Raw genomic sequence first — 24,816 nt, 5'->3', positions numbered from 1 at the left:
CCCAATGGAGGATTTGTTTAGAATGAGACAACGAAAAACCATATTTTTACAATATCTTTTATCCCTGCTCCTGGTTATCTGCCTGACAGCCGGATGCGTGGCGCCCGCGCGTCCTCAGGCTTCCGCTCCTTTGGCAAAGGAATCCGCTGCACAGGAAAGTCCCCAGTCCTATGAACAATATGAGAAAAAGACCATTGATGCCCAGGCGTCCTTTGACCAGCTGACCAACGGCCTGTTCCTGGACGAAGTTGACAATTCCCTTATCACGCTTCACTACACCCTGGCCAATCCGGCCGCCTACGGCATCACTGACTACGATAAAACCCTGGGGACCGTATCCCTGGAGGACAGTAAACAGGCTCTTAATGATGCCAAATCCCTGAAAGTACAATTAAATGATATTGACAGCCGCCTGCTCCGTGAGGACCAGCTGCTCACATACAATATCCTGTTATCCTACTTAAATACCATGTTGGACAGCGAAGGTCTGGAGCTCTACGACCAGCCTCTTTCCTCCTCCCTGGGCATACAGGCGCAGCTTCCCATACTTTTGTCCGAGTATGTATTCTACAATAAACAGGACGTAGAGGATTATCTTTCCCTGCTATCCTCCATTGACACCTACTATGACAGCATCATCGCCTTTGAAAAGGAAAAGGCCGATGCCGGACTGGGGCTGTGCGACACGGTCATCGACCGTATCCTCAAATCCTGCAACGCCTATCTTCTGGATGCGGACCACAGCTTCATGGCAGAAACATTTGCGGAGCGTCTGGAGCAGGTGGAGGGACTGACAAAGCAGGAAAAGGAGGATTTCATTGCCAGGAACCATACTGCCATTGACGAACACTTCGTGCCTGCATACCAGAGGCTGATTGAGGGACTGACTCCCCTGAAAGGAACCGGAACCAACGATAAGGGGCTGTATTACTTCCCCCAGGGCAAGAAATATTACCAGTACCTGGTGAATTCGTATACCGGCACTTCCTATCAGGATATCCCGGCCCTGAAAAAAGCCATGAGCGGCCAGATGATGGATGACCTGACCGCCATGGATGAGCTGCTGACTGAAAATCCCGCCTTGGCGAAAAAACTGTACTCCTACTCCTTCGCCCTCACCGACCCCAACCAGATTCTGGAGGACCTGAGAAAACAGTGCGCGAAGGACTTCCCGGCCATCGAGGATTACACATGCAGCATTAAAAATGTACCCGCTGCCCTGGAAGCCACTCTGAGCCCGGCCTTCTACCTGACCGTGCCCATTGACCGCCCCCAGGACAATTCCATCTACATCAACAACGGAAGCACCAACACCGCCAGGAACCTGTACTCCACCCTGGCCCACGAGGGTTATCCAGGCCACATGTACCAAACTCTCTATTTCAACAAACATAACACCTGTAACCTGCGTAAGCTCCTGAGCTTCAGCAGCTATTCAGAAGGCTGGGCCACCTATGTGGAATACTATTCCTACAGCCTGAACAACGGACTGGACCCGGACCTGGGAGAGCTGCTCCGGCACAATGCCGCCTTCACCCTTGCCCTGTACGCCATCCTGGATGTAAATATCCACTATGAGGGCTGGGACATCAGGCAGGTGGAGGATTACTTAAACCACTACTTCCGCATCAGCGATTCCTCTGTCATTACCACCATCTATTATGACATTGCGGAGAATCCGGCCAATTATCTGGAGTATTATGTGGGCTACCTGGAAATCCTGGGCATGCAGCGCGAGGCCAAAAAAACCCTTGGAAGCCGCTACACCAACATGGAATTTAACCGCTTCCTGCTGGATATAGGCCCGGCTCCCTTCAGCGTCATTAAACCTTATTTTGCGGAGTGGCTGACGCAGCAGAATACGGATGGAAAACAGAAACATCCCGGCACAGGGCCGCGATAACGCTTCCCCATGCCGGGATACCACTGAAAATTCCATATATAACGGTTAACCTTCCATCTGCCGTCCCAAAAACCCGGCAGCCGTGGATGCCAGCTTCATCTCGGCGTCCCCGAACTTGGCCCTTGGCTCACGGCTCATGAGAGATACGGCACCAATGGCGTCGCCTTCGCAGATAATAGGCGCCACCACCTGTGCGCTGATTCCCTCCAGTTCCTCGTCCACTAACTGGATGAATGCCTTGTCTTCCCTGGCAGCAATGACAGTACTGCGCTCATTGATGGCCTGTTCCAGCTGGCGGCTGATATTTTTCTGGAGCAGGTCCTTCTTGGCCCCTCCTGCCACAGCTATGACCTGGTCCCTGTCCGTGATGCATACGAAAAGGCCGGTGGACTGTGCCATGGCCTCTGCATACTGCACGGCAAATGAGGTGAGCTCCATCATAGGCGAGTATTTTTTAAGGATGATTTCTCCTTCCCTGTCTGTGAATATCTCTAACGGCGTACCTTCCCTGAGCCTCAATGTCCTCCGAATTTCCTTTGGAATGACCACACGGCCCAGATCATCAATTCTTCTGACTATTCCTGTAGCTTTCATAAACAAAATTCCTCCATTTTACTTTCTGTCATTTATCTTCTTTGTTGCCCGTAAATGTAGTATCTGTAAAACAGAGGAATTTATACTTAAAGTAACCTTCAAAGTAAATATGAGGCTTTAAGGGCAGGGACTGCTTTTTATTTTTTTGTGGTCGCCCCGGTCAGTGACCACTTTGTATCCTATGGACGCCATTCTGTTTTTTAATTCTTTAATATTGGCCGCCGCCTCCACGCCTGTGCTGATTTTATTGTCGTAGAGCATGTACTTTTTTCTTACTTCCAGCGGAGACAGGTTTGGCATTACCACATTGGCCCCTGCCATCACTCCCTGCTCCCTTCCATCCGGCTCTATGGTCCCCAGGGCCGTGGTGGCGGGCAGAAGCACATCCGGCAGCATGAGCCGTACAATGGCCAGCAGCAGAAGGGTCTGGCGCAGGGTTCCGGCCGGCCTGTCCTTAAAGGGGGTATCGTGATGCGGGATAAAAGGACCGATTCCCACCATCTCCGGCTGAAGGCCGTGTATAAATTCCAGGTCCTGGGCAATATGGGCCGTGGTCTGATACGGCGAGCCTGCCATGATTCCGCAGCCGGTCTGATAGCCAATGGCTTTCAGGTTATGCAGACATTCCTTCCTGTGCTCAGAAGACATCTGAGGCGGATGGAGACTGGCGTAATGGCATGGGTTGGCTGTTTCGTGGCGGAGCAGATAGCGGTCTGCCCCCGCATCAAACCAGCGCTTATAGGTATCGTACCCTTTTTCACCCACAGACAGTGTGACCGCGCAGTCCGGATACTGCTTTTTAATGCGCTCTACCAGATACGCAATCTTCTCGTCCGTAAACCACGGATCCTCGCCGCCCTGAAGCACAAAGGTCCGAAATCCCAGTCCATAGCCGATACGGCAGCACTCCATAATCTGCTCTGGTGACAGCCTGTAGCGGGAAGCCTTCTGGTTGCTTCTGCGTATACCGCAATAGTAGCAGTCGTTTTTACAATAATTAGTAAACTCCATAAGCCCCCGGACATATATCTTATTTCCGTAATTAGCAAGCGCTGACTCCCTGGCCTTTCCATACAGATATGCGTCATCTTCCTCCCCTATGTTATCAAGCAGGAAAATAAATTCCTCCCCGGAAAGCATACGGGACCCGGCCAGTTTATCCACCAGCGTAATCACCCGATCCATCATGCACCTCTTTCCATTCTTTCTTTTAATCCCAAAGGCAGGACACAGGTATATGTCCTGTTCCTCAACGTTAACGGATACAGTCTGAACTCCACCACAAACGCCTCATTGAGATGTTCCTCGCTCAGTATCTCACCTGTTGGGCCAAACAGGGTGGTCTTTCCCGCGCCGTTGGCTCCCGGGACGGACAGCACCCGGGTGCCCGGAGCAGGCCCTCCCGCCTCAGATTCCGCCTTTTCCGTAAACCGCTATATTTAACATGTTTTTTCCTTCCCCTCTTGTTCTAACATACAAAAACCTCTCTCTGAAATTCAGAGAGAGGATATCATCCGCATACCACGGCTTCACCGGCAGGCACATATGGGTGACTTATGCCAGCCATGCCGGCACACGGCACGCACTGACAAACCACACAAACCGGTTCCCGCACAGCCGGGACAGTTCCGCTCTCTCTTTATCTCAGGGTTGCTTCGCATCAGAGAAAGGTTCTATTTAGTTACTATCATCATATTCCAGCCAGAGGGAAAAAGCAAGGGTTAAAAAATTATCTTGTTCTGTGCCTTGTTTGGGCTTTACGAAAGGCCGATGCCCGTGATATCATAACCACAGATAACTCCGGCTCGCGCAAAAGCATGTATCTGGCTGCGGCAGAAGCCAGCCGGGTAGAAAACAATAAGGGAGGACATACTTTATGGAAGACCGTCTGGCTGTCATCAGCTGCATTATCAGCAATCCCGGCTCCGTGGCAACGGTAAATGAAAAATTCCATCTTCAGTCCGGTCTGATTATTGCCCGCCTGGGTGTTCCCTGCCGGGATTACGGGGTCTCCGTCATCAGCGTGGTTCTGCACGGAACCCAGAACCAAATCAGCTCCTTTGCAGGGGACCTGGGTAAGGTGGACGGTGTAAAGGTAAAATCCATTCAGATGCCGGTCAGCAAGTAAAAGAAAGGGGCAAATCCATGGAACATTTGGAATGGCTGCTGTCTCTGGCAGCAAACACCGCAATCATTATTTTTGAATTTATCGGCGTGGGTATCATCATATACTCAGGTCTTACAAGCTTCCTTAAATTCCTCCGCAGGTCCCCCGACACCAAGATTTATCTGGCGAAGGGCCTGGCCATGGGACTGGAATTCAAGATGGGAAGCGAAATCCTGCGCACGGTAGTGGTCCGTGAGTGGAAGGAAATAGGAATTGTGGCCGGAATCATTGTGCTGAGGGCCGCCCTTACCTTCCTGATTCACTGGGAAATCAAAGAAGAGGAACGGACCGAATAAGGGCCTCCATGCGGTCCAGACGCTCATGCATCAGCTCATGCCAGATGCTCTCATCCACAAACGGATTATGGGTATCTGTAATCTCCCCTATCAGCGGGATGATTCCCACCTGATTGGTGTGGGAAGGAAGGCAGATGTCCACATGAAGCCGGTCCATCATCCTCAGGCTTTCGCAGAACTCCTTCTGAAGGCTCAGGGGCAGTCCATTCTGTTCCAGGAACTCCCTGGACAGGGTGTTAAGCCCTACCCCGCCGTGGATTCCGCAGGTATAGATCCTGCCGTCCTTCTCCTTCACGTCAAATATCATAGAGGTACAGCCCGGCGTGTGTCCCGGCGTGGAAATGGTGCGTACGGAAACATTTCCCTGTACAATAGGTTTGTCATCCAGGTAAATCTCATCTGGTTCAATATCTCCGCAGGTATATCCGTCGCTGCAAATCAGATCCTTACGCTCATGTATCATAAATAAATCCCTCTCTCCCAGATAAACTCTGGCTCCGGTCAGTTCCTTCATGGTCCTGGCTGCTCCTATATGGTCCGCATGAGCGTGGGTCAGAAGAATTTTCTTAATATCCATTGGGTCGTATCCCAGGCTTCGGATGCATTCTAACATCAGATAGCATGTCTCATGCATAGCCGTATCTATAAGAATCAGCCCCGCTCCTGTATCAATGAGATAGCAGGCCACCCAGTCATTGCCAGACACATAATAGACGCCCGGCGCCATCCGAAAGGGCGGCAGATAACTGACCCAGGGGGTGCGGCAGCACCGTTCCATCAGCTTCTGGGGAGGAAGGCTCGTGGCCGAAGTACTGTTAAGCGGCATTTAATTGGCCTCCTTTTGTTTACTATTTTTTGTTTTCGCAGGCAGCGCGCAAAACATTGGCGAAAATACGCACCCTATTCCTATGAGCATCAGCACGCAGGATATGGGTCTTGTGAAGAATGCGGCTGCACTGCCTGAATACTGAAATGCCTTCAGCATATTGCTCTCCAGGGTAGGTCCCAGGATAAACGCCAAAATCAAAGGCGCTGTGGGCAGTCCTCCATAGCTCATCATCAGACCGATGACAACAAACACCAGCATCATACCGCATTTGTATAAACTGCCGGAATCCACGTATGCGCTCACAAAGGAAATGATGATAAGAGCCGGATACATATAGTGATACGGAACCTTGAGAATCAGTGGAAATACCCGCATCCCCAGAGCCTGGAGAATCAGTATCAGCACAGCGCATACCATAACAGTGGCAAACATAAGGTAGACCACATTTCCGCTGTTCTTAAATACCATGGGCCCCATTTCCAGTCCATGAATCGTAAGTGCCCCAATCAGAAGGGCTGTGGTGGAATCACCGGGAATACCCAGGGCTGCCATGGGAATCATGGAACCGCCGATGGCCGCGTTGTTGGATACCTCAGAAGCCCAGATTCCGTCAGGACATCCTTTACCGAACATCTCAGGCGTCCTGGAACCATTCTTGGCGCTGGAGTAGGCCACAAGGTTGGACAGTCCCGATCCCATGCCGGGAAGGAAACCGATTCCCAGGCCAATGCCAAAGGAGCGGACAATGTTCACAAACTGAGCCTTTATTTCCTTTAACGTGATTCCCAGGCCCTTGATTGACTTTGTGTCCACGTCCGGCATAGCGCCGAATCCCTTGCCGTATTCCTCCACGATTCGGGCCACCCCAAAAATACCAATCAGTACAATGGTCATCCCCAGACCGCTCATAAGGTACATATTGCCGAACACAAACCTGGGCTCTGCATCAATGGGAGAATATCCCACAGAGGCAAACAGCAGGCCGACGGACGCGGAAGCCAGTCCCTTAAACATATTACCCTTGGAAATGGCCAATACCATGGTTATAGCCACGAAGCAGAGTGAAAAATACTCCCACGGACCCAGGGCAAAGGCAATATCTGCTATTTTCTGGCTTAACAGGGCTCCCAGTATGGCGCTGAAAAAGGTTCCCAGGAAGGATGCCACCATGCCGATGGCCAAGGCCTTGCCAGCTTTGCCTGCCTGGGCCATGGGATAACCGTCAAAACAGGTTGCCACCGCGGAAGCAGATCCGGGTATTCCCAGAAGTACGGATCCGATAAATGCCCCTGAACATCCGCCCACCCATAGGGCTATGAGGAATACCACTGCACTTGAGGCATTCATGGTATATGTAAGCGGCATGAAAAGCATGACGGCCAGAGTTCCGGAAAGTCCGGGAATTGCCCCGAATATAAGACCGATGACCGTTGCCCCAAACATCAGAACCAGATTGAAGGGCTGGGTAATCTGCCCGGCGATATAAGGTAAAAATTCTATCATACGTTCCCCCTCCTATTCAAACAGCATGCCTGATGGCAGTGTGAGCCCGAAGGCATATACATAAATCACATAAATGATGACTGCCACCGCCACGGAGAACAGCAGCCTTCCCTTAAGGGTGGATGAACCGCCTCCTGCAAACATGGTTGTGAGCACATACAGGGCTGCTGGTGTGGCAATCAGATAACCTGCCGCTGTCATGGCGGCTATGTAAGCTGTTATTATAATAAGGGACGCCCCCATTCTCATCCATCCTGCTTTTGCCATATATGCCTTCTGTTCTTTCTTGCTCAAGGTGCTCTCCGCCAATATACCCAGACCGCATACAGCGAATCCGAAAGCCGCAATGGAGGGCAGCATCCTTGGCCCTGGATAGGCGGCTGTAATGGGGGTGGAAAAGGTAGTGGTCATCAGGAACACCACGGCTCCCAACAGGATTAACACAGCGCCTGTTATCTGGTCTCTTTTTATTCTCACGGCATCTCGCCCCTTTCCTGATATTGCTTATACCTGCTTTTCTTCATCATGCGCCTTATGCGCATGTCTTCATTCCAGTTATTTCCTAAGCCCCAGTTCCTCCACCACGGCGTCAATCTGTCCCTGCATTTCCTTTAAGGTGCTCCCACCTTCCTCCAGGCTTAAAAATTCCATCTCCATTCCAGCAGGCGCCAGAGTCTTTACCACCTCCGCGTCATTGGCAGCGGATGCATAGTAATCGTGAATCCTGGATGCCAGCTCCGAATCCATGTCCTTTGGCCCTACCAGGACCACATTTAGCATCTTGAAGCTGAAATCCACGCCCTGTTCAATAAAGTCAGGCACTTCTGGAAGCACGCTGCTGCGTCCGCCCTCATCGGAATTAGAGATGGCTCCCAGGGCTCTGGCCTTACCGGATTCCACATACTGCTTTGCCTGGTTTGCATTTACAAAACAGGCGTCAATGCTGTTTCCCACCAGAGCAGTCAGCTTCTCTGTATCGGATCCTGCCTCCACATATTTGACATCGATTCCCGCTGCCTTTGCAAACAGCCCTGTCTGGATATGTACCGTTCCGCCGGTTTCCACGCCGAACATGACCTCACCCGGTCTTTCCTTTGCAGCCCCAATCAAATCATCCAGGGTCTGATAAGAAGAACCGCCGGATACCACCAGCACATTGTTGGCCTTGTCCTTGGGAACCGCCACTCCAATGACCGTAAAGTCCTCTGTGGCTGATTTATCGTACAGTCCCGCTGCTGTTTTAATCAGCATGGTCAGATGCCACTGTGTCAGGGTGGAGCCGTCCTTTTTTCCGGCTGATGCTTTCTCACACGCGACTACTCCGCCGCCGTCCGTATTATTCACAATGGTGATGGTGGAACCGGACTCTCCTGATACCTTGTTAGCCAATGCCCTTGCCATCACATCGGTTCCGCCGCCGGCTTTGGCCGGTACCTGAATCTCCACATTCTTGGCCCATTCACCGTCCTTTGCGGCACTGCCTCCGCATCCCGTCACCGAAACCGCCATGATTCCTGCCAATATCATCCCTAATACGCTTTTCTTCATGCTTCTGTCTCCTTTTTTAAATTGTTAGAATTCAACATAATTTTCTCGTTTCCATTGAACTCTTTATTGGTTTTGATTATAATGACTGTAATGACTTATTTCAACTTATTGATTTTTATATAATCTCTTAACATAATTAAGTTCAAAAGGAGCCCCCATGGATTTACGCCAGATTGAATATATTGTTGCCATCGAACAGGAACAGAGCATATCCAAGGCAGCTGAAAAGCTGTATCTCACCCAGTCGGCCCTGAATCAGCAGCTGCTGCGTCTGGAAAAGGAGCTGGGTACTCCGCTGTTTGAGCGCAGAAAACACAGCATGATTCCCACCCTTGCGGGCCGTATTTACCTGGCCACGGCCCGCCGCATGGTGGACATGAAACGGGAGACCTACAAAATCATCAGCGACATCACAGAAGAAAACGCCGGCGAGATATCCATAGCCTATACTCCGGAACAGGGTTCCCTCATGTTCTCCTGCATATATCCGTATTTTCGTGAAAAATACCCCAATATCACGTTCAGCATCAGGGAAGCCAGGGTAAAAAAGATGGAACAGATGATACTTCAGAAGGAAGTCACCATGGCCAGCCTTACCTATTTTGGAAACCAGAAGAACCCATTCCTGGAATATGTGGACATGGGTGAAGAGCTTATGGTGTTGGGTCTTCCTGTCTCCCACCCTCTTGCCCATCTAGCGGGTGATGACAGCTTCCGGACCTTTCCGGAGATAGATTTAAAGCTCCTGCGGGAGGACAGCTTCACCCTGATATCCAGGGAGACCAGAATGAGGGACATGATTGACCGTGCTTTTGAGGAAGCAGGCTTCCGTCCCAGGATTCTGTTTGAATCTGTCAGCACCAGGACCGTGGTGAACATGGTGCGGCAGCAGATATGTCCAGCCTTCTTTCCCCAGTCCTACGTGGAGCCCGAAGCCCCCATCGCCTACTTTTCCGTCCGTCCGCGGCAGACATGGATGCGCTGCATGGCCTATCTGAAGGGGTGTTATCTGACCAAACCGGAAAAGTATTACATTGAGCTGGCAACCCGGTATGTACAGGGATGTCTGTAGGACGGGCCATGGTCATGCCGGTGCTGCGCGGCGTAAACGGTATTCGTAAATAACCGCAAACAGTCTGATTTTCCAAAATAAAAGCAGCCAGAACTGTGATATGAGCATATCAATATCACAGTCCTGGCTGCTTTTTTATGGTCCTCTATATGCGTATCCCGTATATATCTTTCAGAATCTCTTCCGCCTTCCCCATCATCTCAAGGCTGTCCTGGTTCTTATTCCTCCTGTCAATATAGTGGAAGGAAGGCACATCCCCGGGCACCAGTTTTAAATCCCCCTTGTAGGACCTCACCAGGTCCGGAATCTTCTCCACCCGGAGTCTGGCCTTCTGATACATGGTAAGCCTTACCTCCTGTCGGTTAATAACCACCTCTGTCACATATGCCCGGTGGGCCAGAGCCCTGATAGCCGCTATCTTAAGCAGGTTCTCCACACTGTGCGGTATATCCCCAAAGCGGTCCATAAGCTCATCCTGCATATCCATGTACTCCTCCTCTGTCTCAATGGCGGAGATACGTTTATAGATATCCAGCTTCTGGTATTCATTCTTGATATAACTTACGGGAATGTATGCATCAATGTCGCATTCCACAACGGTCTCATAGGAATCCTCCTCCAATGTCTCTCCCTTAAGGGCCAGCACGGCCTGGTTCAGCATTTTGCAGTACAAATCATACCCCACGGCTTCCATATGGCCGTGCTGTTCTGCCCCCAGCACATTGCCCGCGCCCCGGATTTCCAGGTCCCGCATGGCAATCTTGATGCCGGATCCCAGTTCCGTAAATTCCCGGATGGCCTGGAGGCGCTTCTCAGCCTCTTCCCTCAAAAGCTTATCCCTCTTATACATGAGAAAGGCATAGGAGGTCCTGTTGGAACGTCCTACCCGGCCTCTCAGCTGATACAGCTGGGACAGCCCCATGCGGTCCGCGTCGTGGATAATCATGGTATTGGCATTGGGTATATCCAGGCCGGTCTCAATGATAGTGGTGGATACCAGAACGTCGATTTCCCCGTTGATGAAATCCGCCATAATCCGTTCCAGCTCATGCTCCCGCATCTGGCCATGGGCAAATGTTACCACCACATCCGGCACAAGAGCCTGTACGCGGCCGGCCACCTCATCAATATCCGTCACGCGATTGTATACATAATATACCTGGCCGTTCCTTGCCAGCTCACGGTTGATTGCCTCACGCACCATCTCCTCATTGTATTCCATCACATAGGTCTGGATGGGCATCCTGTCCACCGGAGGTTCCTCCAGCACACTCATATCCCTTATGCCTGCCAGACTCATATGAAGCGTCCTGGGAATCGGCGTGGCTGTCAGGGTGAGTACATCTACATTTTCCTTCAGGTGCTTGATCTTTTCCTTATGGGCAACGCCAAACCGCTGCTCCTCGTCAATAATCAGCAGTCCCAGGTCCTTAAACTGCATATCCTTGGACAAAACCCGGTGGGTGCCGATTACAATGTCCACCATTCCCTTGCGCAGGTCCTCCAGCGTCCTTTTCTGCCTGGCCGGCGTACAGAATCTGCTCAGCATATCCACCCGCACCGGAAAATCCTTCATCCGCTGAACGAATGTATTGTAATGCTGCTGGGCTAAAATGGTGGTCGGCACCAGGTACACCACCTGCTTGCTGTCCTGGACCGCCTTAAATGCCGCCCTCAGGGCCACCTCTGTCTTGCCGTACCCCACATCGCCGCAAATCAGCCGGTCCATGATTTTCCTGCTCTCCATATCCTTCTTCACCGCGTCAATGGCATCCATCTGGTCATCGGTCTCATCGTAGGGGAACAGTTCTTCAAACTCCCTCTGCCACACCGTATCCGGCCCATACTGGAATCCGGCCTTCTCCTGGCGCGCCGCATAAAGCTTCACCAAATCCTTGGCAATTTCCTGGACAGCTCCCCGGACCCTGGTCTTGGTTTTATTCCACTCAGCCCCTCCCAGCTTGTTAAGCTTGGGTTTCTTGGCCTCCGCCCCCGCGTATTTCTGGATACTTTCCAGACGTGTGGCCGGCAGATACAGATTGCCCCCGTCCCCATACTCAATCTTGATATAGTCCTTTATGACCTTATCCCGCTCAACCTTCTCGATACCCTTATATATACCCAGGCCGTGCTCCTCGTGGACCACATAATCCCCCACCGACAGCTCGGTGAAGCTCTGTATGGCCTTGCCCTGGTAATTTGTCTTTTTACGGCGCTTTCTTTTTTTCTCCACGCCGAACATATCGCCTTCTGTGATAAATACAAACTTCAAAAGAGAATATTCAAATCCCCGGTGGAGATTGCCGTAGGTAACCAGTATCTCTCCCGGCCGGACCTTGTTGGCAGCGGCATTTACAGCAACCGGATTCCCGGAATCCGGACTGCCGGTACTGTCTCCTCCCCCGTTCCCGCTATCCGTTTCCCGCACATCCGGGCAATAGGCCCTTAGGTCATATTCCCTCAAGTCGCTGGCAAGCCTGCTGGCCCTGGTCCTGGAAGGAGACAGCAGGATAACCCTGTAGCCTTCCTTCTTCCATCTGGTCAGGTCCTTAATAAGAATCTCGAAGCTGTTCTGGTATGAGTTTACATTTTTAACATCTATGCTGAATTTCTGATTCACCTTCATGCCCGGAAGCTTCTGGTCCAGCCCCGTAAGCATAACCGCAAACGGTTTCTGCATCCGGGCCAGGACCTCGGCCGCAGGATGGAGAAGCCCGGTCTGGCCCGGCAGCAGATAACCCTTCTCCAGCCTGTGCACCATGCTTTCCCTGAATTCCAGCTCCACGGTCTCGCCCTTTTCCTTTAATCTGGCAGGCTCATCCAGATAAATTACGCTCTCACCCTGGGGGAAATATTCCAGGAAGGAAACCGTATCAGGGCAGAAATACCGGATATAGGCGTCCAGCCCGCCAATTCTCCATCCCTCATCCAGTCCGTTTCTCAGCTCCTCGATGATGGTATGGATTCTGTGGGCCTCCTCCGGCTTATGCTGCTCCCTTAACGCCTTCTCATATGTCTTTTCTTCCTTTTCCAGCCTTCTGATTCCGGCTGCCAGCTGGTCCCCTGAGAGCACCACCTCCGCTGCCGGATAAATGGTGATACTCTCTAACTGCTCCACCGAGCGCTGGCTTTCCAGATCAAAGGTACGGATAGAGTCCACCTCATCATCCCACAGCTCAATACGCACCGGCACTTCCTCGGTCAGCGGAAATATATCCACGATTCCGCCCCGTATGGAGAACTGCCCCATACCGTCTACCTGGGCCATCCTCTCATAGCCCATGGCAACCAGGCGTTCCTTCCAGGAATCCAAATCAATCACCTGTCCGCTCTCCACCGTGATGGACTGTTCCCTCAGATATTTAAGGGGCAGCAGATGGTCCATAAGGCCATCCATGGTGGTGACCACCACGCCCTCCCTGTCCTCCATGAGGCGGCGCAGCACAGCAATCCGCTGTCTGGTCATCAGGTTTCCATGAATGTCCGCGCTGTAAAACAGCAGGTCCTTGGCAGGATACAGCCACACCTGACTGGTAAAGCTGCGGAAATCATCGTAAATTTCCTTGGCCCTGGTATCGTCATAAGTCACCACCAGCTTCCAGGCAAATGCGCTTGCCTCTCCCAGCTCGTACATCAGATGTACCTTCTGTGAATCCAGGGTCCCTGTTACCTGCAGCGGTCCCTTTCCGGATTTCAGTGCCTGAACCAGATTATCATACTCCTGTAATTCCAATAATGGATTTTCCATTTTATCCCTGCACCCCTTATCAGCCCTTATGGCCGTTAAACTGATTCATTGCAGCGTCAGCGCCCTGAATAATCATCATCTCCACTGCCCCGGCCGCTTCCCGGAACGCGTCCTCCATGACAGCACTGTCCTCCTTAGAGAACCGGCTTAGCACATAGTCAGCCAGGTCCATTTTCTTAGGTTTATCGCCCACTCCCACCTTAATGCGCGGAAACTCCTGGGTACCCAGGTGGGCAATGATGTTTTTAATCCCGTTATGGCCCCCTGCGCTGCCCTTTTTCCGTATTCGCAGCTGCCCCACATCCAGGCTGATATCATCATATACAATAATAATATGTTCCGGATCCACTTTATAGAAATCAGCCGCTGCCCTTACGCTCTCGCCGCTCAGGTTCATGAAGGTCTGGGGCTTTAAAAGCAGCACCTTCTGTCCGCCGATGATTCCTCTTCCGTAACATCCCTTAAACTTTTTCTCCTCCACAGTGGTGCCCAGACGGTCTGCCAGCACATCTATGACCTCAAAGCCCACATTATGTCTTGTCTTTTCATACTCCCTGGTGGGATTGCCCAAACCCGCAATGATGTACATTACCTCGTCATCCTCCTTATCACCTTCTGCCTTCCTGCCAAATCCCAGCCGTTCTTTTATTCTCTCCCATATTCCGCTCATTTTCCGTCACTTTGCCTTCCCGTTTTATGATTTGCCCGCATTTTCCATATTCCTATATTTATAACACGCCTTTAAGCGTTAGATACAAACCACATGGGGTATCTAACGCTTTTTTCTGTTCCATCATTCTATCAGATTACGCTTAAAATGTAAAGCAGATGAAGGTTCTTTCCTCCAGCTTTCCTCCGTCTGCCAATCATATTCCTGTCATCACCGGCTGCCATATTCCCATCATCACCGGCTGCTTCCAACCGCCATGGTTTCCAAAGCCCGTTCCTCTGTAAAATATCCGCATTTCACCAGACGGTCCAGAACCTGCTGCTGGCGTCTGGCTGCCAGTTCCTGGCTCACAGTGGGCGCATAGCAGGATGGGGCGTTGGGGATCCCGGCCAGCAGTGTGCTCTCATAATCCGTCATGTCCTCAGGCTCCTTGCCGAAGTAGCCATTGCTTGCATCCTTCACACAGTAATATCCGTTCCCATAATAAATGGTATTCACATACAGCTCCAGAATCTCATTCTTGCTGTAGTTCCTCTCTAAATCAAATGCCACCAGGACCTCCGCCGCCTTGCGGACCAGCTCCTTTTCCTGGCTGAAATACATGTTCTTGGCCAGCTGCTGTGTCACCGTGCTTCCGCCTTCCACAAAGGACCCTGCCTTTATATCATTGAATACAGCCCTTCCAATGGCTATCACGTCGATTCCCGGATGGTTATAGAACCTGTGGTCCTCCACGGACAGCACCGCATCCACATAAATCTCAGGAAGCTGGTCAAAGGTGGTGTAGTTTTCCTTGGCACGTATGGACGCCACCTTATCTTCAAGGCTCACACTGTCAATGGCCTCCCGGTACAATCCGTAACCCTTCACGGCCACTGTCACGCTGAAACACAGAACCACCATAAGCATTACAGCTGCCGCCCACTTGATACCTGTACGCACCTTCATTCTTTCACCCGCTTTCTCTTCTGAATCATATATTATGGAATCATCTTATCTCATATATGTATCATATCATAAGAGAATACAATAATCTTTGAATTTGCCTTAATATACCGTGACTATTCTCTGACTATTTATGAAATTTTTTCTAAAGGTCTGATTGGTTTTTCTTAAGGTTTCCGGCCCTTATTCCATAATGGATTTTAAGATATTCCGCCCTTGCATAACACCACATACTATGCTAAACTATAACCGTTGTGATGCCTGTATAAGTTCATGATTGGATGAACGTTTCTACCAGCTACCGGAATAGTTGACTACATGCTTCTATTTTGCATACTGGTTTTTTTTGTGCCATGAAACCAGGCAAATCAGGCAGTGAAAGAAAGGAGTTTTCCTATGAATCCATCCACAAATTACGACGTAATCATTATTGGAGCAGGTCCCTCCGGCATCTTCTGCGCGTATGAATTAATCCAGAAGAAACCCGATATGAAAATTCTCATGGTAGAAAAAGGACGCCCCATCGAAAAGAGAGTCTGTCCAAAGCGTACCACCAAGGTATGCGTGGGCTGCAAACCCTGCTCCATTACCACCGGCTTCGCGGGCGCAGGCGCGTTTTCCGACGGCAAGCTGTCCCTGTCCCCCGATGTGGGCGGCAACCTTCCGGAAATCCTGGGATATGATAAAACGGTTGAACTCTTAAAGGAATCTGATAACATCTACTTAAAATTCGGCGCTGACACCAATGTATACGGCGTTGACAAACAAAAAGAAATAGAGGAAATCCGCCGCAAAGCCATCGGCGCTAACTTAAAGCTGATCGAATGCCCCATCCGCCATCTGGGAACCGAGGAAGGGTATAAGATTTATACCCGGCTTCAGGAGCACCTTCTGGCCCAGGGCATTACCATGGAATTCAACACCATGGTCAGGGACATCATCATTGAGGGCGATACCGTAAAGGGTATCATCACGGACAAGGACGAGACTTACTATGCGCCTGAGGTGGTTTCCGCCATTGGACGGGAGGGTTCTGACTGGTTCTCACATATCTGCGGAAACCATGGAATCCAGACCCAGGTAGGCACTGTGGACATAGGCGTGCGTGTGGAAGTCCGGGATGAGGTCATGAAGTTCTTAAACGAGAACCTGTATGAAGCCAAGCTGGTATACTATACCCCCACCTTCGACGACAAGGTCCGCACCTTCTGTACTAATCCTTCCGGGGAGGTGGCCACAGAATACTACGAGAACGGCCTTGCAGTGGTAAACGGCCATGCGTACAAATCCCAGGAGTATAAGACAAATAATACCAATTTTGCCCTTCTGGTGAGCAAGAACTTTACCAAGCCCTTCAACGAACCCATTGAATACGGCAAGCACATTGCCCAGCTGTCCAACATGCTCTGCGGAGGAAGAATCATGGTTCAGACCTTCGGTGATTTCCAGAGAGGACGCCGGACCACAGAGGAGCGTCTCTGCCGCAACAACCTGATTCCCACTCTGAAGGATGCCGTGCCGGGAGACCTGTCCCTGGTATTCCCCCATCGTATCATGACGGATATCAAGGAAATGCTTCTGGCCCTGGATAAGGTAACTCCCGGCATTGCCAGCGACGAGACTCTTCTCTACGGCGTCGAGGTCAAGTTCTACTCCAATAAAGTAGTTGTCAATGCTGACTTTGAAACCAGTATCAGGGGACTGCGGGCAATCGGAGACGGCGCCTCCGTCACCAGAGGGCTCCAGCAGGCATCCGCAAATGGCATAAGCGTGGCCAGGAGTATATTAAGGCAGATGGGGGGCTGAATATAGAGACGCCCATAACAGATGGACGCCGGCAATCTGCTGTCATACACGGGGCGGAAAATCCTGTGTGGCGGTTTTTACAATTCCAAAACGTTTGGATTCCCCCTTATTTTAAGGGGACTCCAAACGTTTTTTGGTTTTTTTAACACAAAAACAGGAGCCGTCCCGGTTAACTTCCCGTTATCCGGAAAACAGCTCCCGTTCATTATTCTGTCTGTATCTTATGCCGTTCCATCCGCTGCCGCCTCATTCTCCAGCAAGGTTGTCTCGTATTTATTCAGAATGATGGTCTGAATCATATCCCTTGTGTTGGAATTAATAGGATGAGCAATATCGCGGTACTCTCCGTCCGCTGCCTTGCGGCTTGGCATGGCTATGAATAAACCCTTCTCCCCCTCAATTACCTTGATGTCATGAATGACGAATTCGTTGTCCAGTGTGATAGAAACAATTGCTTTCATCTTGCCTTCCTTCTCAACCCGTCTCACTCTCACGTCTGTAACCTGCATGTTTTCTACCCCTTCCGTCTTATCCCGCCGGTCCCCCGCTCTGCGCTCCCCGTGCGATTTGCGGGGCTATGTGCGTATTATAATGTATACCTTTCGTTTTTCTCCACAACGATTTTGATGTTCTCCGGTGTGCCGATGTGTGTGGTGTTGGCACGGATGGTATCCCTGCTCTCTACGATACAGTTCTCAATCACCGTGTTGTCACCAATATAAACGTCATTTAAAATAATAGAATTCTTTATTACACAATTGTTGCCCACGTATGCCTTTTTAAAGAGAATGGAGTTTTCAACTGTACCATTCAGGATACATCCGCTGGATATCAGGCTGTTTCTGACCAGAGCGCCAGGGTTGTACTTGGCAGGAGGAAGATCATCGATCTTAGTGTATACATCAGGATACTGCTTGAAGAAGTAATCCCTCACCTCAGGTTTGAGGAAATCCATATTTGTCTTATAATAGGAATCCACGGAAGCAATGTTGCTCCAGTAGCCGTCCAGCTTATAAGCATAAATTCTCTTAAGATTTTTATAGCGCACCAGAATGTCATTGACCAGGTCATACCTGTCTTCTGCAGCGCAGCGCTCCAGCAGTTCAATAAGCTGCCTTCTGCGGATAACATAGATACCGCAGGAAATGGTGGTGGCGTCAGATGCCATGGGCTTCTCCTCGAAGTCCGTGATACGGCCGTCATCATTCAGCTTCACACAGCCGAACCGGGTCACATCCGTGCCCTCTTCCATGTCCTTGCAGACAACGGTAATGTCTGCCTTTTTCTCAATGTGATACTCCAGGACCTTATTATAATCCAGCTTGTATACGCCGTCGCCTGCCGCTATGACCACATATGGCTCATGGCTGTTTTTTAAGAATGTAAGGTTCTGGTATAATGCGTCCGCTGTTCCCCTGTACCAGTCGCCGTTCTCCGGTGTGATGGATGGGGTAAATACAAAGAGTCCGCCCTGTTTACGTCCGAAATCCCACCACTTGGAGGAACTTAAGTGTAGATTCAGGGACCTGGAATTATACTGTGTAAAAACTGCCACGTTCTGGATGTGGGAGTTTGTCATGTTGCTGAGTGCAAAGTCAATGCTGCGGTAGCTTCCTGCAACCGGCATGGCAGCCACTGCCCTCTTATTAGAAAGTTCCCGCATCCTCTTGCTGTTACCGCCTGCTAATACGATACCGATTGCTCTCATTTTACGCCACCTGCCTTTATAATGTAATTTCCGCCAGCCAGTAATCCGTCAGGATAATCGCCTACGGTTGTCTCGCCTGCTATGGCAGTGTTCTTGCCTACCTTAACCCCGTCAGGAATCACAGAATTCTCACCAATGGTCACCAGATCGAACTGATATACCTTGGGGTCATATGTACTGGGCGCATACTCTCCTATACCCAGTTCCACACCAGAGCCAATCCTTACATTCTCAGCAATGATGGCCTTGTTCACAACGGTACCCGCTCCGATGACGGTACCCTGCATTATAATGGAATCCTTCACCACGGCTCCCTTGGCAACGGTGACGCCTGCTCCGATAACGGAGTTCATTACCTCGCCGTAAATCTCAGTTCCCTCACCGATAATGCTTCTCTCAATATTTGCCTCATTGGAAATAAACTGGGGCGGAATCACATCATTCTTGGTGTAAATCTTCCAGTATTCCTCATACAGATTGAACTCAGGAATGATATCAATGAGTTCCATATTGGCCTCCCAGTAGGAGCCCAGCGTACCTACATCCTTCCAATAACCATTATATTCATATGCAAATATCCTGTCGCCTCTTGCGTGGCAGTATGGAATGATGTGTTTGCCGAAATCGCACCCCGGCTCTTCCTTCATCTTAATCAGAGCTTCCTTTAATACAGGCCAGCTGAATATGTAGATACCCATGGATGCTAAGTTGCTTCTGGGAACAGGAGGCTTCTCCTCGAATTCCGTGATGCGGTTAGACTCGTCCGTAATCAGGATGCCGAAACGGCTGGCCTCCTCGATGGGTACTGGCATGGCAGCAATGGTGATATCTGCATTATTGGCTTTATGATAATCCAGCATTACCTCATAATCCATCTTGTAAATATGGTCACCGGATAAAATCAGAACATATTCCGGGTTATAGGATTCCATATACTCCAGGTTCTGATAAATGGCATTGGCAGTTCCTGTGTACCAATCGCTGCCTTTGCTGCGCTCATACGGAGGTAAAATGGTTACACCACCAACGTTCCGGTCTAAATCCCATGGTACTCCAATTCCAATATGAGAATTTAAACGTAATGGCTGATACTGTGTCAATACCCCGACCGTGTCAACTCCGGAATTGATACAGTTGCTCAGCGGAAAATCAATGATTCGGTACTTCCCCCCAAAAGATACAGCCGGCTTGGCTACTTTTTGTGTTAGCACGCCAAGGCGGCTTCCCTGTCCGCCTGCTAATAGCATAGCTATCATTTCTTTTTTAATCACGTTATCACCTCTTGCTGTTAAAATTTTTGTATTTTAATTATACCACAAACTTCGTAAATAGTACATAAATTTTTAAATTTATTTCATCGTTTTTGTGCATTTTTCCGACATTTTTTCCGTTTTTAACCATTTAATGTTGATTTATCTATATCTTGTACCTCTCTCAAAATTTACCACTAAATAACTCCCCCTCGTCCCCGTCTAAACATCATGATAATCTAATCATATTGAAAATACAGGCTTCGCACCTGGCTCCGGGGAAAGTTAAGCCTTGAAACATGGCGGGAAATATCATATAATCACGTATATGTAGTTACCGTCCATTTCCAGGGGAATTGGGGATACTGAATATATAGATGAGAGAAAAGGAGAATATCAGTCATGGATCTGATTACCGTAAGAGAACTTTACAAACATCCGGAGGAACATCTCGGCAAGGAGATAAATGTGGGAGGCTGGGTTCGCAGCCTGCGTGACTCCAAAGCATTTGGCTTCATTGTTGTCAGTGACGGAAGTTTTTTTGAAACATTGCAGATTGTCTACCACGATACCCTTCCCAACTTCGCGGAAGTTTCTAAATTAAGTGTGGGAACAGCCATTCTTGTCAGGGGAACCCTGGTAAGTACTCCCCAGGCCAAGCAGCCATTTGAAATTCAGGCCGCCGAGGTCACTGTGGAGGGAACCTCCTCACCGGATTATCCTCTTCAGAAGAAGCGTCACTCCCTGGAGTTCCTGCGCACCATCTCCCATCTGCGTCCCAGGACCAATACCTTTCAGGCTGTATTCCGTGTGCGCTCCTTAATTGCGTACGCCATTCACCAGTATTTCCAGGAGAGAGATTTTGTCTATGTTCACACGCCTCTGATTACCGGCAGTGACTGTGAGGGCGCCGGGGAAATGTTCCAGGTAACCACCATGGATTTAAACAATATCCCAAAGACAGAGGACGGCAGGGCGGATTTCAGCCAGGACTTCTTCGGCAAGGCCACCAACCTGACCGTCAGCGGGCAGCTGAACGCTGAGACCTATGCCATGGCCTTCCGCAACGTATATACCTTCGGCCCCACCTTCCGCGCCGAGAATTCCAATACCACCCGCCATGCGGCTGAGTTCTGGATGATTGAACCGGAGATGGCCTTTGCTGACCTGGATGATAACATGTGCCTGGCAGAAGGTATGCTAAAATATATCATCCGGTTTGTATTGGAGCATGCGCCTGAGGAAATGAACTTCTTCAACCAATTTGTGGACAAGGGTCTTCTGGACCGTCTCCACAATGTGTTAAATTCCGAGTTTGGCCGGATTACCTACACCGAGGCCGTGAAGATACTGGAAGAACATAACGATGAATTTGACTACAAGGTATCCTGGGGCTGTGACCTGCAGACAGAGCATGAGCGCTATCTGACAGAGCAGGTATTTAAAAAGCCTGTATTCGTAACCGATTATCCGAAGGAAATCAAAGCCTTCTATATGAAGATGAATCCTGACAACAAAACCGTGGCAGCCGTAGACTGTCTGGTTCCCGGTATCGGCGAGATCATCGGCGGCAGCCAGAGAGAGGACGATTACGGCAGACTGACATCCAGGATGGACGAGCTTGGCCTTAAGAAGGAGGACTATGACTTCTATCTGGATTTAAGAAAATACGGCTCCACACGCCACGCAGGCTTCGGCCTTGGTTTTGAGCGCTGCGTCATGTACCTGACCGGAATGTCCAACATCCGTGACGTAATCCCATTCCCAAGAACAGTAAACAACTGCGAATTATAAAGACCCCAACATTTGACAGGAGGCAGACATGAAATTCATCCACACCGGGGATATCCACTGGGGTATGTGTCCCGATGCAAACAAGCCCTGGGGCAAGGAACGCGCCCAGGCCATCAAAGATACCTTCCGGATAATCATAGAAAAGGCAAAAGAGATGGATGTGGACTGCTTATTCATCAGCGGAGACCTGTTTCACAGGCAGCCGCTGATGAAAGACCTTAAGGAGGTCAATTATCTCTTCTCCACCATTCCTGCCGTAAAGGTCATCCTGATAGCAGGCAACCATGACCGCATCAGGGAGAACTCTGCCCTGTTAAGCTTTACCTGGAGTCCCAACGTGACCTTCATTATGGATGAAGATCTGACCTCTGTCTACTTTGAGGACATTAACACGGAAGTTCATGGTTTCAGCTATCACACGGCCGAAATCAAGGCGCCCCTGCTGGAGGATATACAGGTTCCTTTAAACAGCCGCATTCAAATCCTCATGGCCCACGGCGGCGACACTGCCCACCTGCCCATTAATTTCAACAGCCTGGAGCTGTCCCCATTTTCCTACATCGCCCTGGGACATATCCACAAACCTCATGTCCTGGCGGACGGAAAGATTGCTTACTGCGGCTCTCCCGAACCTCTGGATCTGACCGAGACCGGTTCCCATGGCTTTTATGCGGGAGAGATTCATCCTGTCACCAGGAAACTGATAAACCTTCAGTTTATTCCTGCTGCCAGCCTCCAGTACATACCACTGGCCGTGAATGTGTCCAGGGACACTACCAACGGAGAGCTTTGCGACCGCATATCAAATGAGATTGAAAACCGGGGTTCCCAGCATATTTACCGGTTCCGAATCAGGGGCATGAGGGACCCTGACATTGAATTTGACCTGGAGCAGCTCACAGTCAGATACAGGATTGCGGAAATTATTGATGACTCTGAGCCTCAGTACGATTTTTCAGCACTGTTTGCCGAGCATTCCAGCGATATGATTGGATTCTATATCCAGGCCCTTCAAAAAGAAGATATGAGCCCGGTGGAAAAGAAAGCCCTGTATTACGGGGTAAATGCCCTTCTTCATACCACCGATGAAAGGAGCTGAACCCATGAAGATATTAAGTCTACACATCGAGGGATTCGGTAAATTCCACGACCTGGACATTTCCTTTAAGGACGGGCTGAATGTAGTGTACGGCAAAAACGAGGCCGGCAAATCCACCCTTCACACCTTTATCAGGGGAATGCTCTTTGGTATAGAGAAACAGAGGGGCCGGGCAGCCAGGAATGATGTCTACAGCAAATACGAGCCCTGGAAGGGAAGCGGCACCTACGAGGGATGGATGCGGCTGGAGAGCGAAGGCCAGATATACCGTATCCAGAGAAGATTTCAGAAGCAGAACAAGGAGCTGACCATTGTCAATGAAACACGGGGCAGAGAGGTTGAACCCTCCCGAGCCCTTCTGGACCAGCTGCGCTGCGGCCTGTCGGAAACAGCCTACGACAACACCATCAGCATCGGCCAGTTAAAATGCGCCACGGACGGAGGCATGGTGGCTGAGCTGCGCAATTACATCGCCAATCTCAATACCTCCGGCAGCATTGCCCTGAATATAACCAAAGCCACCGCATACTTAAAAAGCCAGAGGCGGGAACTGGAGAATCAGATGGTTCCTGAGGCTGCACGCAGTTATACCGCCCTTTTGGGGGATATACGCAAAACAGAGCAGGAGATATCCGCGCCCCAGTATGCCAACCAGTTAATTGCGTACCGCAACAAGAAGAATGAAATCAGGAAACAGCTGGACAGCTGTCAAAAGGAAAAGGAAGGACTGCTTGAAAAGTCTGCCAAAGGACGGCAGATTCTTTTAAACAGCCAGTTTACTGATCAGGAATCCGTGCAGAAATACATGGAGGACACCAGAAAGCTTTACGGCGAATACCAGAACACCCTGGCTGCATGCAGCAGGAAATCCAGGACTGTCTGCGCCGTATTCATGTTCCTCATCACCCTGGCCTTCGCAGGAGCCTCCGGGCTGTGCCTGGCGGCGCCGGACCTGGTACGCTCCCTTGTGCTTCTACCATTTCCTCTTACGGCCGCAGCAGGGATATCTGGCGCCATTGCCCTGGCTGCCTGCATAACCGGCATCCTTAAGCTGGGCAAGAACCGCCGGTTCCGAAAGGAGCTGGACACCAGCACCCGTCTTCTGCAGGAAATATTCGCCCGCCACCTGGGTGACTCCAGCATTTCCCAGGATGCCATGAACGCATTGGAGGGGAGGATGGCGGAGTTTCTTCGGCTCAGCAAGGCCGTGGAACAGTCGGAACAGACCCTGATGCAGTTATCAGAAGAAATTGCAAAGCTCCAGTCCAGCGAGGACCAGTTTTCCGGGGAGATAGAGCAGCAGCAGCGTATCCAGTGGGAACTGGAGCAGAAGCTGGAACATCTGGCTGACTGCAAGACCAGAGCCGAAGCCCTGAAACATGTGCTGACGGAAAACGAGCGCATTCAGGAGGAACTGGACGCCATCGATCTGGCCCAGGACACCATGACCGCTCTGTCCACCTCTATCCGCGATTCCTTCGGATTATACCTGAACAGGGAGGCTTCTGACCTCATATCCGGTATCACCGGTGGAATTTACACCAGCATGAGCATTGACGAGAATCTGGATGTCTTCATGAACACGCCGTCCAAGCTGGTTCCCATAGAGCAGGTCAGCAGCGGCACCATGGACCAGATTTATCTGGCCCTGCGCCTGGCTGCCGCCAAGCTGGTCCAGAACGGCAGAAGGGATACCATGCCCCTGATTTTTGACGACAGCTTTGTGCTGTATGACGATGAACGCCTGAAGACAGCATTAAAATGGCTTGTGAAGGCATATGATAATCAGATTATTGTGTTTACCTGCCATCAGAGGGAGGCGCAGCTGCTGACGGCGAATCAGGTGAAGTATCATCTGGTGCGGATATAGAGCCGAAAAACGGG

At 50.4% G+C, this 24,816-nt stretch carries 21 protein-coding genes and 1 riboswitch; of the genes, 8 read left to right on the top strand and 13 right to left on the bottom strand.

Translation table 11 applies throughout. From position 1 onward, the window contains the following. Window positions 1-22: 22 nt before the first annotated feature. The gene (locus LA360_RS20030; protein ID WP_057571314.1) at window positions 23-1,903 is read left to right on the top strand and encodes a DUF885 domain-containing protein; all 1,881 of its coding nucleotides are present in this window, start codon (window positions 23-25) and stop codon (window positions 1,901-1,903) included. 45 nt (window positions 1,904-1,948) lie between these two features. Here LA360_RS20030 and spoVT read toward each other — a convergent pair whose 3' ends face one another. The 3 genes from spoVT to LA360_RS20015 form a co-directional block, all read right to left on the bottom strand. Next, window positions 1,949-2,497, bottom strand: a complete 549-nt coding sequence (gene spoVT, locus LA360_RS20025) for a stage V sporulation protein T (protein ID WP_002588952.1) — start codon at window positions 2,495-2,497, stop codon at window positions 1,949-1,951. 117 nt (window positions 2,498-2,614) lie between these two features. Beyond that, on the bottom strand, window positions 2,615-3,682 hold the full coding sequence (gene hydE / locus LA360_RS20020) for a [FeFe] hydrogenase H-cluster radical SAM maturase HydE (protein ID WP_022202930.1): 1,068 nt from the start codon (window positions 3,680-3,682) through the stop codon (window positions 2,615-2,617). After that, window positions 3,682-3,876, bottom strand: coding sequence for a hypothetical protein (locus tag LA360_RS20015; RefSeq protein WP_225537631.1), 195 nt, complete (start codon window positions 3,874-3,876; stop codon window positions 3,682-3,684). The genes hydE and LA360_RS20015 overlap by 1 nt, the downstream gene beginning before the upstream one ends. 497 nt (window positions 3,877-4,373) lie before the next feature. Here LA360_RS20015 and LA360_RS20010 point away from each other — a divergent pair, with 497 nt between their 5' ends. Then, entirely contained in the window at window positions 4,374-4,625 is a 252-nt protein-coding gene (locus LA360_RS20010; protein ID WP_022202929.1) for a TM1266 family iron-only hydrogenase system putative regulator, read from the top strand. Between the two features lie 17 nt (window positions 4,626-4,642). Next, complete coding sequence (locus tag LA360_RS20005; protein WP_002595822.1) at window positions 4,643-4,960, top strand: DUF1622 domain-containing protein; 318 nt, start codon at window positions 4,643-4,645, stop codon at window positions 4,958-4,960. On the opposite strand, the gene LA360_RS20000 is transcribed toward LA360_RS20005, so the two are convergent. The 4 genes from LA360_RS20000 to LA360_RS19985 form a co-directional block, all read right to left on the bottom strand. Further along, entirely contained in the window at window positions 4,935-5,786 is an 852-nt protein-coding gene (locus LA360_RS20000) for an MBL fold metallo-hydrolase (RefSeq protein ID WP_002585490.1), read from the bottom strand. The two genes, LA360_RS20005 and LA360_RS20000, sit on opposite strands and share 26 nt — an antisense overlap. After that, complete coding sequence (locus LA360_RS19995) at window positions 5,787-7,292, bottom strand: tripartite tricarboxylate transporter permease (RefSeq protein ID WP_022202928.1); 1,506 nt, start codon at window positions 7,290-7,292, stop codon at window positions 5,787-5,789. It abuts the gene before it with no gap. Window positions 7,293-7,304: 12 nt separating this feature from the next. Next, window positions 7,305-7,769, bottom strand: a complete 465-nt coding sequence (locus LA360_RS19990) for a tripartite tricarboxylate transporter TctB family protein (protein ID WP_022202927.1) — start codon at window positions 7,767-7,769, stop codon at window positions 7,305-7,307. Window positions 7,770-7,847: 78 nt separating this feature from the next. Next, entirely contained in the window at window positions 7,848-8,840 is a 993-nt protein-coding gene (locus LA360_RS19985; protein ID WP_022202926.1) for a Bug family tripartite tricarboxylate transporter substrate binding protein, read from the bottom strand. A gap of 157 nt (window positions 8,841-8,997) precedes the next feature. Between LA360_RS19985 and LA360_RS19980 the strand changes: the two genes are divergently transcribed. After that, window positions 8,998-9,912 (top strand): LysR family transcriptional regulator, encoded by a 915-nt coding sequence (locus tag LA360_RS19980; protein ID WP_022202925.1) that lies wholly within the window; start codon window positions 8,998-9,000, stop codon window positions 9,910-9,912. Between the two features lie 145 nt (window positions 9,913-10,057). Here LA360_RS19980 and mfd read toward each other — a convergent pair whose 3' ends face one another. From mfd to LA360_RS19965, 3 genes are all read right to left on the bottom strand, one after another. Next, on the bottom strand, window positions 10,058-13,660 hold the full coding sequence (mfd, locus tag LA360_RS19975) for a transcription-repair coupling factor (RefSeq protein WP_112481511.1): 3,603 nt from the start codon (window positions 13,658-13,660) through the stop codon (window positions 10,058-10,060). Between the two features lie 19 nt (window positions 13,661-13,679). Next, the gene (gene pth, locus LA360_RS19970) at window positions 13,680-14,330 is read right to left on the bottom strand and encodes an aminoacyl-tRNA hydrolase (RefSeq protein WP_022202595.1); all 651 of its coding nucleotides are present in this window, start codon (window positions 14,328-14,330) and stop codon (window positions 13,680-13,682) included. Window positions 14,331-14,564: 234 nt separating this feature from the next. Beyond that, a complete protein-coding gene (locus LA360_RS19965; RefSeq protein WP_057571309.1) occupies window positions 14,565-15,278 on the bottom strand; it encodes a biosynthetic peptidoglycan transglycosylase in 714 nt (237 codons plus the stop codon). Window positions 15,279-15,516: 238 nt separating this feature from the next. Then, window positions 15,517-15,612: riboswitch (purine riboswitch) on the top strand. Window positions 15,613-15,671: 59 nt separating this feature from the next. Here LA360_RS19965 and LA360_RS19960 point away from each other — a divergent pair. Beyond that, window positions 15,672-17,081: an NAD(P)/FAD-dependent oxidoreductase gene (locus tag LA360_RS19960; protein ID WP_022202597.1), complete on the top strand. Its 1,410-nt coding sequence runs from the start codon at window positions 15,672-15,674 to the stop codon at window positions 17,079-17,081. Between the two features lie 221 nt (window positions 17,082-17,302). On the opposite strand, the gene spoVG is transcribed toward LA360_RS19960, so the two are convergent. The 3 genes from spoVG to LA360_RS19945 all read right to left on the bottom strand — a co-directional run bounded on the left by spoVG (window position 17,303) and on the right by LA360_RS19945 (window position 20,060). Then, window positions 17,303-17,590: a septation regulator SpoVG gene (gene spoVG, locus LA360_RS19955; protein WP_022202598.1), complete on the bottom strand. Its 288-nt coding sequence runs from the start codon at window positions 17,588-17,590 to the stop codon at window positions 17,303-17,305. Window positions 17,591-17,667: 77 nt separating this feature from the next. Further along, complete coding sequence (gene glgD, locus LA360_RS19950) at window positions 17,668-18,789, bottom strand: glucose-1-phosphate adenylyltransferase subunit GlgD (protein ID WP_022202599.1); 1,122 nt, start codon at window positions 18,787-18,789, stop codon at window positions 17,668-17,670. Beyond that, window positions 18,786-20,060, bottom strand: coding sequence for a glucose-1-phosphate adenylyltransferase (locus LA360_RS19945; RefSeq protein ID WP_022202600.1), 1,275 nt, complete (start codon window positions 20,058-20,060; stop codon window positions 18,786-18,788). Before LA360_RS19945 ends, glgD begins: the two co-directional genes overlap by 4 nt. Before the next feature lie 381 nt (window positions 20,061-20,441). Between LA360_RS19945 and asnS the strand changes: the two genes are divergently transcribed. From asnS to LA360_RS19930, 3 genes are read left to right on the top strand one after another with little or no spacing between them, the layout of a single operon-like run. Continuing rightward, window positions 20,442-21,833: an asparagine--tRNA ligase gene (gene asnS / locus LA360_RS19940; RefSeq protein WP_022202601.1), complete on the top strand. Its 1,392-nt coding sequence runs from the start codon at window positions 20,442-20,444 to the stop codon at window positions 21,831-21,833. A gap of 28 nt (window positions 21,834-21,861) precedes the next feature. After that, window positions 21,862-22,932, top strand: a complete 1,071-nt coding sequence (locus tag LA360_RS19935; protein ID WP_022202602.1) for a metallophosphoesterase family protein — start codon at window positions 21,862-21,864, stop codon at window positions 22,930-22,932. 4 nt (window positions 22,933-22,936) lie between these two features. Continuing rightward, a complete protein-coding gene (locus LA360_RS19930; RefSeq protein WP_022202603.1) occupies window positions 22,937-24,802 on the top strand; it encodes an ATP-binding protein in 1,866 nt (621 codons plus the stop codon). The last annotated feature ends 14 nt before the right edge of the window (window positions 24,803-24,816 follow it).

Source organism: Enterocloster clostridioformis (genome assembly GCF_020297485.1).
Classification (GTDB): domain Bacteria; phylum Bacillota; class Clostridia; order Lachnospirales; family Lachnospiraceae; genus Enterocloster; species Enterocloster clostridioformis.
Note: the sequence above shows the minus strand (reverse complement) of the source record. Positions and strands in the feature narration are given on the sequence as shown.